Consider the following 14,112-nt stretch of genomic DNA (forward strand, 5'->3'; position numbering starts at 1 on the left):
TCGAACCTTAGAAGATGAGCATTCGAACCCTAGAAGATCAGCTTTCGAATACCCCGCCCGCGGCCCGGTTCTGCCGGGCCGCTCGGCGTTTCTCGGGAAGGATTCCGGCGGCGATGGGCCACCGGGATCCCCGGCCGGCCCGGCCGGATCAGCGGCCGTTCCGGTCGAGGAGGAGTACGGCGACGTCGTCGGTGAGCTCGCCGCCGTTGAGGTCGCGGACCTCGTTCACCGCCGCTTCGAGCAGATCGTCCCCGCGCAGGCCCTCGGCCAGCTGACGGCGGACCATGGCGACCATGCCGTCCTGGCCGAGGCGCTGATTCCCCCGGCCGATACGGCCCTCGATCAGGCCGTCGGTGTACAGCATCAGATTCCAGGCGCCGCCGAGCTCGACCTGCTGGCGCGGCCAGCGGGCGTTCGGCAGCAGTCCGAGGGCCGGGCCGCCGTTCTCGTACGGCAGGAGCTCGGCCCGCCGGCCGGCGCGGGCGATCAGCGGTGAGGGGTGGCCCGCCAGGCACAGGCCCGCGCGGCGTCCGTCGGGGGAGATGTCGACGGTGCACAGGGTCGCGAATATCTCGTCGTCCGGCCGCTCGTGCTCGAGGACCTGCTGCAGTGTGGACAGCAGTTCGTCGCCGCACAGGCCCGCGAAGGTCAGGGCCCGCCAGGCGATCCGTAGCTCCACGCCGAGCGCAGCCTCGTCCGGGCCGTGCCCGCAGACGTCGCCGATCATGGCGTGCACGGTGCCGTCCGGGGTGCGCACCGTGTCGTAGAAGTCGCCGCCGAGCAGCGCCCGGGAGCGTCCTGGCCGGTAGCGCGCGGCGAACCGCAGCGGCGAACCCTCGAGCAGCGGCGTGGGCAGCAGACCGCGTTCCAGGCGGGCGTTCTCCTGCGCGCGCAGCCGGGACTCGGTGAGCTGGCGCTGGGCCATGTCCGCGCGCTTGCGTTCCACGGCGTACCGGATCGCGCGGCTCAGGAGACGGGCGTCCAGCTCCTCTCGGAACAGGTAGTCCTGCGCGCCCACACGTACGGCCTCGGCGGCCCGCTCCACGTCACCGGAAGCGGTGAGCGCCAGGACGGCGTGCCGTGGCGCCAGGCGCAGCACGTGCCGGAGCGTCTCCAGCTCGTCCCGGTCGTCGTCGGCCTCGGCGCCCGGAGCTTTGGCCGCCGCCGTACGGCTGCTGCCGCCCGCACCGCCCGGTGCGGGCAGGGCCAGATCGAGAATGATGCAGTGCACGTCGTCCGTGAGCAGCCGCTCGGCCTCGGTGAGGTTGCGTGCGGTGCGGATACGGATCGGCTTGCCCGCGGTGTCGAGCAGCTCGGGCACGCGCAGTGCCTCGGCCGGGTCGTCCTCGATGACCAGCAGGGTCAGTCCGGTACTTGTGCTGCTTGTGGTGGTGCTCGTCGCGCTGTCGGTGCTCCCGTTGTCCTCAGTTTTTGTCGTGCTTGTCGTGCTTGTCGTGCTTGTCGTGCTCGGTGTGCTTCTTGCGGTTCCGTCGCCTGTGGTGCTGGTCTCGGCACCCGGCGGCGATGCGGGCACGGATTGAGCCTGACCACCTTCCGCGGCCGGGATCGCTCTCTGCCGCGGTATGGGTACGGGCATCGGCTGGTCCTTCCCTCCCCCCGAGGGCACGGTGGAACGACGTTCGACGCTCCACCCGACGGGGACCATAGCGGTAGCCGCCGCCGGTAGGGAATGGCGCGCCCAGAAGAGCCGGTGTCATATGCCGCATCCCGTACCGCAATTGGCCACTGCGGGCCCCTGCCAGGGATGACGAACATCACGCCGCGCAGGTTGTCCGGGTGGGGCAGGTCACGTGACACGGGCCACGCGGTGGTCGGTCGACGCCCGGCCCGCGATCACTCCGGCCCCGTACGACCTATTTGTCCGGCCGGACCACGCCCAGGATCGGCATCGAGCCCGCTCCCGCCATCGTCACGTCACGGCCGGGGCGCGGAGCGTGCACCATGGCGCCCTCTCCTATGTAGAGCCCGACGTGGCTGGCGTCCTTCTGATAGATGATCAGGTCGCCCGGGCGCATGTCCTTGATGTCGATACGGGGCAGCTGCTTCCACTGCTCCTGGGAGGTCCGCGGGATCACGCGCCCTCCGGCCACCCAGGCCTGAGAGGTGAGCCCGGAGCAGTCGAACGAGTCCGGACCCTCTGCGCCCCAGACGTACGGCTTGCCGATCTGTCCCGTGGCGTACTCGATGGCCTTCTTGCCCGCGGCGGTCGCCCGGCCGTCGATCTCCTTGAGGATGCCCGAGTCGAGCCAGGCGGTCTGCGCCTCGAGCTGCGCGGCCTCCTCCATCTCGCGGAGCCGCTTGCGCTCGTCCTTCGCCAGCTTCTCCTCGAGCTTCTCGGCCGCCGCGATCCGTTCCTTGATGCGCTTCTTGGCGGTGGCCTTCTTCTTGCGGTTCTTCTCGAGCTTCTTCCACTGTGCGGTCGCGCTCTTGGCGTAGGACTCCAGATCCTCCTGGGTCCTGGTCAGTTCGCCCATCAGGCCCTTGGTGGCCTTCTGGCCCTGGCGCAGCCGGCCCGCGCTCTCCATGAACTGCTGTGGATCGTCGCTGAGCATCAACTGCGCCTGCGGCGGCATCCCGCCGCCCCGATACTGCGCGCGGGCCGCGGCCCCGGCGCGCTGCTTCAGGCTGCTGAGCTTCTTGCGGCCCTTCTCCAGGTCCTTGGCGAGGCGGACGATCTCGGCCGACTGCTTGTCGGCCTTCTCCTCCGCCAAGTTGTACGCGTCGGTGGCCACGGCCGCCTGGTGGTAGAGCCGCTCGACCTCTTTGTGGACTTCCTCAAGTGTCTTGGGAGTGGCCGGAGTCCGCGGCTCCGGCTCGGCGACAGGTCTGCCCCGGGGGTCGGCCGAGACCGGGCCGGACGCGGCCAGTACCGTCGCCGCGCACAGGAGCGCGGCGGCCGTCATGGTCGATGAACGCCTGCCGATCACGCTGTCCCCCTAAAACTGATGTCGCGTCAGTAACATCCGTCATTCCCCGGGATGGTGCCACGCTCCGGTCCAAATCGACAGACCGGCACACGGCTCCGAACCCCCGTCCGCCACTTCTGACGTACGACCCCGGACAGACGTTCCCCGCTTTCGGGCTGCCACTCGTGTGGGTTACGTGAAGTACGGGGCGGGCGTGGCTCATGGGATGCCGTCGGGCCGCATTCACGGGGTGACGGGCGTCAACCCGGCGCCGACGAAGCGTCAACCTCGGGGCGCCAACGCCGCCCACGCCACCGTGACTTCCCCCTGCCGCCACCGCGAACTCCGGTCCACCACCGGCCAGTCGGCGGCCAGTTCCGTCACCGCCCGCACCCAGCGCTGCCGCGCCCCGTACGCCGCGTACGGCGCCGCACCGGCCCAGGCCCGGTCGAAATCGCGCAGGAACGCATGCACCGGCTCGCCCGGCACGTTGCGGTGGATCAGCGCCTTCGGCAGCCGTTCGGCGAGGTCGGAGGGGCGCTCGAGCGAGCCGAGCCGGGTCGCGAAGGTCACCGTGCGCGGGCCCTCCGGCCCGAGTGCCACCCAGACGTGCCGCCGCCCGATCTCGTCGCAGGTCCCCTCGACCAGGAGTCCGCCGGGCGCGAGCCGCCCGCGCAGCCGTTCCCAGACGCCGGCGACCTGCTCCTCGTCGTACTGGCGCAGCACGTTCGCGGCGCGGATCAGCAGCGGCCGGCGTTCCGTCGGCACCTCGAAGCCCCCGTGCCGGAAGGCCAGCCCTTCGGTCGCGTACGGCTGGGCCGCCTCGACCCGGGCGGGGTCGATCTCCAGGCCGACGACCTCGACCGCGGGGGCGGTGCCCCGCAGCCGGTGCAGGAGCTCCACCGCCGTCCACGGGGCGGCGCCGTAGCCGAGATCGACCGCGAGCGGGTCGCCGGCCCGGTGCAGCGCCGAGCCGTGGACGGCTGCGATCCAGCGGTCCATGCGGCGCAGGCGATTGGGGTTGGTGGTCCCGCGCGTGACGGTCCCTACCGGACGGGTGCGGGCCATGCGTCCCAGTATCCGGGCGGTCCGAGGCCGATCCGCAGCCGGCCGGGGTGCCGCCCGTCAGGCGTGCGTCCTCAGTGGGGCCGGAATGGTTGACAAGAAAAGGCAATGATTTGGCAAAGCGGAAATGGAGCGGCGGGCTCCGGTGTTCCCGCCTTGAAGAGTGCCTCACGTCCGCAAGGAGGACCGCCACGTGGGCCAGTACGGGACCGGGCTCGGCGAACGTCTCGGCGTCAGCACACCCTCACGGCTCCGCATTCCGGGCGGCCACCGAAGGCCACGCCGGGTCGCCATGCTCAGTGTGCACACCTCCCCGCTGCACCAGCCGGGCACCGGCGACGCGGGCGGGATGAACGTCTACATCGTCGAGCTGGCCAAGCGGCTCGCCGCGATCGACATCGAGGTCGAGATCTTCACGCGTGCGACCACGGGCGGCCTCCCCGCGCGCGTGGAGCTCGCTCCGGGGGTGCTGGTCCGGCACATCGACGCCGGTCCCTATGAGGGCCTCGCCAAGGAGGAGCTCCCGGCCCAGCTGTGCGCCTTCACGCACGGCGTCATGCAGGCGTGGGCAGGGCACCGCCCCGGCCATTACGACCTGGTCCACTCGCACTACTGGCTGAGCGGCCATGTCGGCTGGCTCGCCGCCGACCGCTGGGGCGTCCCCCTGGTGCACGCCATGCACACCATGGCCAAGGTCAAGAACGCCGCACTCGCCGAGGGCGACACTCCCGAACCGGCCGCGCGCGTGATCGGCGAGACACAGATCGTCGACGCCGCGAACCGACTCGTCGCGAACACCGACGAGGAGGCCGACGAGCTCGTACGCCACTACGCGGCCGACCCGTCGAAGGTCGCCGTCGTGCACCCCGGCGTCAATCTCGACCTGTTCCGCCCCGCCGACGGCCGCCGAGCCGCCCGGCAGCGGCTCGGACTGCCGCAGGACGCCGTCATCCCGCTGTTCGCCGGCCGCATCCAGCCGCTCAAGGCCCCCGACGTCCTGCTGCGCGCCGTGGCGGAGCTGCTCGGCCACCGGCCCGAGCTGCGCAAGCGACTCGTCGTCCCCGTCGTGGGCGGGCCGAGCGGCAGCGGGCTCGCCAAGCCGGAGGGCCTGCAGAAGCTCGCCGCACGCCTCGGTATCGCCGATGTCGTGCAGTTCCGGCCGCCGGTCGGCCAGGCGCAGCTCGCGGACTGGTTCCGCGCCGCGTCCGTCCTCGTGATGCCTTCGTACAACGAATCGTTCGGCCTTGTCGCGATAGAGGCGCAGGCGGCCGGCACGCCGGTGCTCGCCGCCTCGGTCGGCGGTCTGCCGGTGGCCGTACGGGACGGCGCAAGCGGGTTCCTCGTGGAGGGCCACGAACCGGCTTCCTACGCGCGCGTGCTGGAGCGTTTCGCCGACGACGAGCACCTCACCGACCGGATGGGCGAGGCCGCGGCCCGGCACGCGCAGTCCTTCGGCTGGGGCACCGCGGCCTCGGCCACGGCCGACGTCTACACGGCGGCGATGCACGAGTTCGCGGCCGCCAGGACGGGCCGGCTCCGTCGCGTACGCTCGCAGCATGGCTGAGACAGCGGCGGACGCACGGGGCACGACGGACCTCGAGAACGCGGCCCGCAGAACCGTGGAAGCGGCACTCACCGACGCAGACGTCGAGTGGGAGAGCCCGGAGCCCGGCTCCTACGTCGCGAAACTCCCCGGCACCCGCAAGCTGTCCACCACGGTCTCGCTGCTCGTCGGCCGCCACTCCCTGTCGGTGAACGCCTTCGTGATCAGGCACCCCGACGAGAACGCCGAGGGCGTCCACCGCTGGCTCCTGGAGCGCAACCTCAAGCTCTACGGCGTCAGTTACGCCATCGACCCCCTCGGCGACATCTACCTGGCCGGCAAACTGCCGCTGGCCGCCGTCGCACCCGACGAGGTCGACCGCCTGCTCGGCTCCGTCCTGGAGGCCGCCGACGGCGCCTTCAACACCCTCCTGGAGCTCGGCTTCGCCTCCGCGATCCGCCGCGAGTACGAATGGCGCGTCTCCCGCGGCGAATCCACCCGCAATCTGGATGCGTTCAGCCACCTCACGGAGCCTCGGCAGCGGTAGCAGCAGCTCCCGTGGCCGGCGATCAGGCGGCCCGCTCCACCGCATCGGCATCGGCCGGTTCCTGCGGCTCCCGGGGCGGCCGCACCGGCGCCACCGGCTCCGGCAATCCCCGCATCAGCAGCCAGTAGCCGAGGGCGGCCAGGGATCCGAGGGCCGCGCAGCCGGCCCAGAGCCAGTCGGCGCCGAAGCGGTCGATGACCGTACCGGCGAGCAGGGGTGCCGCGAGGGCCGCCACCGCCCAGGAGAGCGAGTAGACGCCCTGGTAGCGCCCGCGGCCGTGCAGCGGCGAGAGGCGGACCACGAGGCCCATCTGGGTGGGGGCGTTGACGATCTCGGCCAGTGTCCAGACGACCACCGTCAGGGCGTAGACCGCGACCGAGCCGGCGAAGGCGGTGAGCCCGAAGCCGTAGCCCGCGAGCAGTGCGGAGATGATCAGCAGCTTCTGCGGGTCGCGGTGTTCGATGAACCGGGTCACCGGGATCTGCAGGGCCACGATCAGCAGGCCGTTGACGGCCATCGCGAGACCGAAGTCCGAGGACGAGAAGCCCGCGTGACCCATCGCCACCGGCAGACCCACATGGGCCTGCATGAAGATCAGAGAGATCAGGAACGACAGGCCGACGACGCCCATGAAACGGCCGTCCTTGAGGACCGTGCCCAGACCGACCGGCGGTTCGTCCGGGCCGTCGTCCGCCCCGCCCGTCCGCGCCGGCCGGGATTCCGGCAGCTTCAGGAAGACCAGCACCGCGCAGATCAGGGTGAGTACGGCCTCACCCAGGAAGCCCGCCAGATAGCTGTACTCGGCGACGAAGCCGGCGCCGACCGAGGACAGCGCGAACCCGAGGTTGATCGCCCAGTAGTTGAGCGCGAATGCCCGGACCCGGTCCTCGGGCCTGACGATGTCCGCCATCATCGCCTGCACCGCGGGACGCGAGGCGTTGGAGGCCATGCCCACCAGGAAGGCCACGGCGGCGATCGACAGCGGCTCCGTCATGAAGCCGAGGAGCGCCACGGACAGGGCCGTGGACACCTGGGCGATCAGCATGGTCGGGCGCCGTCCGAGCCGGTCGGTGAGCACACCGGCGCCGACGGAGGAGACCACCCCGCCGAGGCCGTGCAAGGCCGCCACCAGACCCGCGTACGAGGCCGAGTAGCCACGGTCGACGGTCAGGTACAGCGCCATGAAGGTGGCGACGAAGGCGCCGAGGCGGTTGACGAGGGTGCTCGCCCACAGCCACCAGAACTCCCGGGGCAATCCCGAGACGCTCTCTCTCGTGGCTCGTCTGAGAGATGCGACGGACAACTGTGTTCTCCCGGAAGCCGGCGGACGGAACAGGCCTGGTCACGCGACAGCGGCACGCGCGCGTAACAGGTGATTCGGACCCGCGCAGCTTACGGTCACTCGGCGCGGCGCACCAAGGGATTTCCATTAGGCTCGGACGTATGGCCGACGCACCGTACAAGCTGATCCTCCTCCGCCACGGCGAGAGCGAGTGGAACGCGAAGAACCTGTTCACCGGCTGGGTGGACGTCAATCTCAACGAGAAGGGCGAGAAGGAGGCGGTCCGCGGCGGCGAACTCCTCGCGGACGCGGGCCTGCTGCCCGATGTCGTGCACACCTCGCTCCAGAAGCGCGCGATCCGCACCGCGCAGCTGTCCCTCGAGGCCGCCGACCGCCACTGGATCCCGGTCAATCGCTCCTGGCGCCTGAACGAGCGTCACTACGGCGCTCTGCAGGGCAAGGACAAGGCACAGACCCTCGCGGAGTTCGGCGAGGAGCAGTTCATGCTGTGGCGCCGCTCGTACGACACCCCGCCGCCGCCGCTCGAGGACGGCGCGGAGTTCTCGCAGAGCGACGACCCGCGCTACGCGGACATCCCGCCGGAGCTGCGCCCGCGCACCGAGTGCCTCAAGGACGTCGTCACGCGCATGCTGCCGTACTGGTACGACGGCATCGTCCCGGACCTGCTCGCGGGCCGTACGGTCCTGGTCGCCGCGCACGGCAACTCGCTGCGCGCCCTGGTCAAGCACCTCGACGGCATCTCCGACGAGGACATCGCGGGCCTGAACATCCCGACCGGCATCCCGCTCGCCTACGAGCTCGACGCCGACTTCAAGCCCGTCAACCCGGGCGGCACCTACCTCGACCCGGACGCCGCAGCGGCGGCCATCGAGGCGGTCAAGAACCAGGGCAAGAAGAAGTAGCCTTCGCGATCGATCATGCCTCCCGTCTGCGCACAGGGCGCGGGCGGGAGGCGTTTTCGTGCGCCGGTCACGCTCCGGAACCGGGGACCTAGGGGGGCGTAGGGGCGTCTCCGTCTGGGGCGGTGCCAATCCGTCTAGGGCCCCGCCAATCCGTTCTCGGGTGTCAGGCCGCTGAGCTTGTCGGGATGCCCGTGTAGCCGGCGCCGAGCACGACAATGCGGTGTTCGTTGCTCATCTCGATCTCCCTGGGTCGGGCACCGGCTTCGGTGCCGGTGACGACCATGGGACAAGCGACCCGCACGGGAAGTGACAGCCGCTCGATGTGACCCGCATCACATCGAGCGTTACGTCGCGTCTGTACCGGCGCGAACGGCGCCCGACGGCAGCCCAGTCGGGGTGCCCACTCCGTCGGCCAGGGACGGAACGGACGGGTCAGCCCGGGCGCTTGAACTCCGCCGGGCCCGCGTTCAGCTCGATGGCCCCGTCCACGTGCAGGACCGGGCGGCGTTCTGCCATACGGCCGCCGTAGGCCTCGATGTGCTGGATCGAGGCGCCCTCGGGGACGGTGAAGTCGACCAGGGCGATGGCGACCCAGTACCTGGTCTTCGCGTTCTCGAACAGCGGCACTGTGACCGTCGAACCACGGCCGTCGGTGACCACCACCTTGGCCCCGAAGCTGCGGAACGAACCGAAGCCGTTGCTCACCGCCGAGTAGGCGCAGAAGAGCACATAGCCCTGCTCCTCGGGACGGGAGATGCGGACGGTCTCCACGCCCGGCTCCAGGGCGTCGCCGTCGAGCCGGATGTACGGAGCGGTCTGCAGGGAGCCCAGGTTCCGGTAGTAGACCGCGTTCGAGCCCTCGCCCTTGGCCGGCCGGCGGACGTCGCGCTGCGGCGCGATGTCGGGTACCGCGGGGTCGCCGTGCGGGGTGTGCCGCTTGACCAGGGAACCGGGCGCGACGTGGCCGCGCAGCGCCTCGGCGGCCGGGACGAACAGGGCGTACAGATCGAGGTCGGCGCCCGCCTTGCGGCGGCGCTCGCTGCCGCCGTCCCACTCGAGGGTTGCGGTGACGACCAGCTCAGGGTCCTTCTTGTCCAGGCTGATCGCGACCCGGCTGCCCTTGTCCAGACTCACGGCACCGAGCGGCGGCTTCGTGAGATTCGGCCGTGCGACGGCGGCGGGGGCAGGGGCGGGCGCGGCGGCCTGTGCGGGCGCCGTGGGCTCGTCGACATGGACCCCGAAGTCGGTGGCGAGTCCCGCCAGGCCCTCCGCGTACCCCTGGCCGATGGCGCGCACCTTCCAGGCGCCGGCCCGCCGGTAGAGCTCCAGGAGCAGCACGGCGCGCTCGCCCGCGGTGAACGGCGGCGGCCTGAACAGTACGGGCTCGGCCGCCGGCGCCGTGACGCGGACCGAGATCGCCGGTACGTCACGGAAGGTGCGGCTCGTGTCCCCCGGGTCGCAGCCGGCGACCAGCATCACCCGTTCCACATCGGCGGGCAGCGCGCTCGGTTCGAGCTCGATCCGCTCAGGGCCCGCGGCGTCTGCGGCCAGATGATGCACCGCGTCGGCCGCGGCCGCGGGCTGATTGCGGAAGACCAGGTCCGCGTCGGACCTGACCTTGCCGTCCGCGCCGAGGAGCAGGGCACTGAGGTCCAACGGTGCACTCGGCGGGTGCAGTTCGGCCGTGATGCGCCCCGCGTCCAACGGTGCGTTCTGGCCTCTGCTGAGCTCTGGCATGAGTGCCCCCCCCGGATTCGTCAGGTCCAGGCGGCCGCCCATCCCTGCGGGCGCCTGCCGGCACATCCTTGCACCGGAGACCGCCCAGCCGGAGCGGGGCGCCGGGACTACGGTGGGTGGCAGAGGGAGGCGCCATGACCGGAAGCACCGATTCCACGGTCGCAATGCCGGACCCGGAGGCACTGCACCGCTCCTTGCTCGCGAGCTGGAACGCGCGCGACGCCGCCGGATTCGCCGGCCACTTCACCGAGGACGGCACCAGCATCGGCTTCGACGGCAGTACGGTCCTGGGCCGCGAGGCGATCGAGGAGCACCTGACCGGCATCTTCGACGACCACGATCCCGCCGCGTATGTGGCCCTGGTACGGGAGATCCGCCCACTGGGGGCGGACAGCGCCCTGCTCCGGGCCGACGCAGGCATGGTCCCGCCGGGCGGCACGGACATCGAGCCCGCTGCGAACGCCGTTCAGTCCCTTGTCGCCGTACGGGACGGGGCGGCGGACCGGTGGCGCATCGCGCTGTTCCAGAACACACCGGCCGCCTTCCACGGTGACCCCGAGGCCGCCGACGACCTGACCCGCGAACTGCGCGAGGCGCTCCGCGCGGAGCAGCTCTGACCTGCCCCCGCGGCTCCTGACCTGCCCGCCACAGATCCGGTCGGCGCCTCCGCAGCGGCTGGTACGTCAGCTGCTGATACGTCAGCCTCTGGTACGTCAGTCGCCGCTACGTCAGCCGCGTCCGCATCACCCGCCGCACTGGCAGGGCGCCCCCTGCTGGCAGCCGCAACCGCAGCCCGAACCGCAACCGCAGGCGCCTATCAGCGGGAGATGCAGTGCCTCGGCCGGCTCCGCCGTGGACGCGGACTCCTGTGGGGTGTCGGGCGTGGGGGTGTCGGCCATGGGACCCTCCTCGTCGGGCGCCGCGAAGGCGCGGTTGCCTACGCCCAGTTCATGCCCAGCTTCCGAGGCGCATCAACGGCGCACGGAGGCTCTCGCCGCCGCCCTCGGCCGCCCCGCACGCCCCTGACCGACGACGTACCGCGTACCGCCGAAACGGCTTCAGGCCCCTTCCACCGGCTGCGGCCCACCCGCCTGGATCTCGTCCGCGTGCTCACCGGTGACCAGGTACACCACCCGCTTCGCGACCGAGACCGCATGGTCCGCGAACCGCTCGTAGTAGCGCCCGAGCAGCGTCACATCGACCGCCGTCTCGATGCCGTGCTTCCAGCGGTCGTCCATCAGGTGCTGGAACAGGGTGCGGTGCAGCAGGTCCATCTCGTCGTCGTCCTGCTCGAGCTGCATGGCCAGATCGATGTCCTTGGTGATGATGACCTCCGCAGCCTTGGCCATCAGGCGCTGGGCGAGCTGACCCATCTCCAGGAGCGTGGCATGCAGGTCGTGCGGCACCGGCGACTCGGGGAAGCGGAGCCTGGCCAGCTTCGCGACGTGCTGCGCGAGATCCCCGGAACGCTCCAGGTCGGCACTCATCCGCAGCGAGGTGACGACGATGCGCAGATCGGTCGCCACGGGCTGCTGCCGGGCGAGGAGAGCTATCGCCCGTGCCTCCAGGTCGTGCTGCAGATCGTCGACCTTCTGGTCGGCGGCGATCACACTCTCGGCCAGCTTCAGATCGGCGTCGAGCATGGCCGTGGTGGCGCGCCCGATCGCGGAGCCGACGAGCCGGGCCATCTCGACGAGGCCTTCGCCGATCGAGTCCAGTTCCTCGTGGTACGCGTCCCGCATGGATGTCCCTCTCTCGTACGTCCGGGGCTCTGACTCCCCACGCTCCCACGGTGCGGTCCGAACGCGACCGTTACCGGCACCCGGTGTGAATCAACCTTGTCGTCGAGGTGAACTCTGGGCGACGCGGAACGTCCCCTACCGCACCTCCCGCGCGCGGGTGCCCCGTTTCGCCTCCCGGCCGGGCCACCCAAATGAACCAACCCCGTACCACCGGTGAACTCTCGGCGACGAGTGTCCGAGATGACAGGCGGACGGCTGTGGCCTGCCCCGGACCCGTGCCTAACCTGGAGGCATGGACGTGAACGCGGCGGTCGCCGCAGCGGCTGCGATCGCCGGCGTGTGCACCGGGGTGATCGCCATGCTGGCGTTCCGCTGGAGCGAACGCGAACAGAAACGCCCCACCCGAACCTCCCTGCACACCGACCCCGTCCTGCCTCCGGGCGTGGACACGGTCCTCTCCGTACTCCGCTCCTCCGCCGTCGTGCTCGACGAGGCCGACGCCGTCGTCAAGGCCAGCTCCGCCGCGTACGCCCTCGGCCTGGTGCGCGGCGGCAAGCTCGCCGTCGATCCGATGCTCAAGATGGCGCGCGACACCCGCAGGGACGGCGAGATACGGCAGGTCGAGCTGGACCTGCCGCGCCGCGGCACCGGCCGGGGCGAGGCACTCGCCGTCTCCGCGCGCGTGGCGCCGCTCGGCTCACGGCTGGTCCTGCTCCTGGTCGAGGACCTCACGGAGGCTCGCCGCATCGAGGCCGTACGCCGTGACTTCGTGGCCAATGTCAGCCATGAGCTCAAGACTCCCGTGGGCGCCCTCTCGCTGCTCTCGGAGGCCGTCATGGACGCCGCCGACGACCCCGAGGCCGTGGAGCGCTTCGCCGGCCGCATGCAGGTCGAGGCGACCCGGCTGACCAATCTGGTCCAGGAGCTGATCGACCTCTCGCGCGTGCAGAACGACGACCCCCTGGAGGACGCCGAGCCGGTACGCGTGGACGAACTGGTCGCCGAGGCCATGGACCGCTGCCGCCACCAGGCCACCGCCAAGCAGATCACCATGGCCTCGAACATCGGCAGCGGGACCGACGGACGGCACACCCCCGGCGGCCTCCACGTATGGGGCCACCGGGGCCAGCTGGTCGGCGCACTCGGCAACCTGGTCGAGAACGCCGTCAACTACAGCCCGGCCCGCACCCGCGTCGGCATAGCCGCCCGCCGCGTCACCGCCCCCGGCGGCGAGCTGATCGAACTGGCCGTCACCGACCAGGGCATCGGCATCTCGGACAAGGACAAGGAGCGCATCTTCGAGCGCTTCTACCGGGTCGACCCGGCCCGCTCCCGGGCCACCGGCGGCACCGGCCTCGGACTGGCCATCGTCAAGCACGTGGCCGCCTCGCACGGCGGGGAAGTCACCGTGTGGAGCTCCGAGGGACAGGGCTCCACCTTCACCCTGCGGCTGCCCGAGGCGGGCTCCGCACGCGACCGCAAGCCGTTCCACCACGAGGACGCGGATCTCGACGGACTCAACGAAGAGGACCGCCCCGCAGACCGCTCGACCAACCGCATGACTCGCGAGACCCGCGAGGCCATTCCTGCCCCGGAGGTCCTTCCGTGACCCGAGTGCTCGTCGTCGAGGACGAGGAATCCTTCAGCGACGCTCTGTCCTACATGCTCCGCAAGGAAGGGTTCGAGGTCGCCATAGCCGCCACCGGGCCCGACGGGCTCGACGAGTTCGAGCGCAACGGCGCCGACCTGGTCCTGCTCGACCTGATGCTCCCCGGCCTGCCGGGCACCGAGGTCTGCCGTCAGCTGCGGGGCCGTTCCAACGTCCCGGTGATCATGGTGACCGCCAAGGACAGCGAGATCGACAAGGTCGTCGGCCTGGAGATAGGAGCCGACGACTACGTGACCAAGCCCTTCTCCTCACGCGAACTGGTCGCCCGCATCCGCGCCGTACTGCGCCGCCGCGGCGAGCCCGAGGAGGTCACCCCCGCGGCGCTCGAGGCCGGACCGGTCCGGATGGACGTCGACCGCCACGTGGTCACCGTCTCCGGCTCCAAGGTCGACCTGCCCCTCAAGGAGTTCGACCTCCTGGAGATGCTGCTGCGCAACGCCGGCCGCGTACTGACCCGGATGCAGCTCATCGACCGTGTGTGGGGCGCGGACTACGTGGGTGACACCAAGACCCTGGACGTCCACGTGAAGCGCCTGCGCGCCAAGCTCGAGCCGGACCCGGGCGCACCGCGCTACCTGGTGACCGTGCGAGGCCTGGGCTACAAGTTCGAGCCGTAGAAAGCACATTGCCGAGACAGGCCGAGGGCCCCACCGCTTGTGGCGGTGGGGCCCTCGGCG

General features: G+C 71.0%; 13 protein-coding genes. 6 read left to right on the forward strand and 7 right to left on the reverse strand.

Annotated features, from left to right (window positions below; genetic code table 11):
- Positions 1-148 precede the first annotated feature (148 nt).
- The 3 genes from DY218_RS17620 to DY218_RS17630 all read right to left on the reverse strand — a co-directional run bounded on the left by DY218_RS17620 (position 149) and on the right by DY218_RS17630 (position 3,995).
- Positions 149-1,666, reverse strand: a complete 1,518-nt coding sequence (locus DY218_RS17620; RefSeq protein ID WP_407703644.1) for a PP2C family protein-serine/threonine phosphatase — start codon at positions 1,664-1,666, stop codon at positions 149-151.
- Between the two features lie 208 nt (positions 1,667-1,874).
- Positions 1,875-2,924, reverse strand: coding sequence for a C40 family peptidase (locus tag DY218_RS17625; protein ID WP_128557024.1), 1,050 nt, complete (start codon positions 2,922-2,924; stop codon positions 1,875-1,877).
- Positions 2,925-3,209: 285 nt separating this feature from the next.
- Positions 3,210-3,995: a class I SAM-dependent methyltransferase gene (locus tag DY218_RS17630; RefSeq protein WP_128557011.1), complete on the reverse strand. Its 786-nt coding sequence runs from the start codon at positions 3,993-3,995 to the stop codon at positions 3,210-3,212.
- Positions 3,996-4,185: 190 nt separating this feature from the next.
- Between DY218_RS17630 and mshA the strand changes: the two genes are divergently transcribed.
- A complete protein-coding gene (gene mshA / locus DY218_RS17635) occupies positions 4,186-5,556 on the forward strand; it encodes a D-inositol-3-phosphate glycosyltransferase (protein ID WP_233521663.1) in 1,371 nt (456 codons plus the stop codon).
- Positions 5,549-6,082, forward strand: a complete 534-nt coding sequence (locus tag DY218_RS17640) for a type III secretion system chaperone family protein (RefSeq protein ID WP_128557012.1) — start codon at positions 5,549-5,551, stop codon at positions 6,080-6,082. Before mshA ends, DY218_RS17640 begins: the two co-directional genes overlap by 8 nt.
- A 22-nt stretch (positions 6,083-6,104) precedes the next feature.
- Here the strand turns inward: DY218_RS17640 and DY218_RS17645 are convergent, their stop codons facing one another.
- A complete protein-coding gene (locus DY218_RS17645; protein WP_128557013.1) occupies positions 6,105-7,385 on the reverse strand; it encodes an MDR family MFS transporter in 1,281 nt (426 codons plus the stop codon).
- 140 nt (positions 7,386-7,525) lie between these two features.
- Between DY218_RS17645 and DY218_RS17650 the strand changes: the two genes are divergently transcribed.
- On the forward strand, positions 7,526-8,287 hold the full coding sequence (locus DY218_RS17650; protein ID WP_128557014.1) for a phosphoglyceromutase: 762 nt from the start codon (positions 7,526-7,528) through the stop codon (positions 8,285-8,287).
- A gap of 432 nt (positions 8,288-8,719) precedes the next feature.
- On the opposite strand, the gene DY218_RS17655 is transcribed toward DY218_RS17650, so the two are convergent.
- Positions 8,720-10,024 carry a TerD family protein gene (locus DY218_RS17655; protein WP_128557015.1) on the reverse strand — a complete coding sequence of 435 codons (1,305 nt, stop codon included), beginning with the start codon at positions 10,022-10,024 and terminating at the stop codon, positions 8,720-8,722.
- A 134-nt stretch (positions 10,025-10,158) separates the two neighbouring features.
- On the opposite strand from DY218_RS17655, the gene DY218_RS17660 reads away from it, so the two are divergent.
- Positions 10,159-10,641: an SgcJ/EcaC family oxidoreductase gene (locus DY218_RS17660; protein WP_199566770.1), complete on the forward strand. Its 483-nt coding sequence runs from the start codon at positions 10,159-10,161 to the stop codon at positions 10,639-10,641.
- A 126-nt stretch (positions 10,642-10,767) separates the two neighbouring features.
- On the opposite strand, the gene DY218_RS34585 is transcribed toward DY218_RS17660, so the two are convergent.
- Positions 10,768-10,923 carry a hypothetical protein gene (locus DY218_RS34585; RefSeq protein ID WP_199566771.1) on the reverse strand — a complete coding sequence of 52 codons (156 nt, stop codon included), beginning with the start codon at positions 10,921-10,923 and terminating at the stop codon, positions 10,768-10,770.
- A gap of 159 nt (positions 10,924-11,082) precedes the next feature.
- Entirely contained in the window at positions 11,083-11,766 is a 684-nt protein-coding gene (gene phoU / locus DY218_RS17665; RefSeq protein WP_128557016.1) for a phosphate signaling complex protein PhoU, read from the reverse strand.
- Between the two features lie 292 nt (positions 11,767-12,058).
- On the opposite strand from phoU, the gene DY218_RS17670 reads away from it, so the two are divergent.
- Together DY218_RS17670 and DY218_RS17675 are read left to right on the forward strand one after the other, a co-directional pair.
- Entirely contained in the window at positions 12,059-13,375 is a 1,317-nt protein-coding gene (locus DY218_RS17670) for a sensor histidine kinase (RefSeq protein ID WP_233521664.1), read from the forward strand.
- Positions 13,372-14,052: a response regulator transcription factor gene (locus DY218_RS17675; RefSeq protein ID WP_119293831.1), complete on the forward strand. Its 681-nt coding sequence runs from the start codon at positions 13,372-13,374 to the stop codon at positions 14,050-14,052. Before DY218_RS17670 ends, DY218_RS17675 begins: the two co-directional genes overlap by 4 nt.
- Positions 14,053-14,112: the final 60 nt, after the last annotated feature.

The organism is Streptomyces triticagri (assembly GCF_003429565.1).
GTDB classification, from domain to species: Bacteria; Actinomycetota; Actinomycetes; order Streptomycetales; family Streptomycetaceae; genus Streptomyces; species Streptomyces triticagri.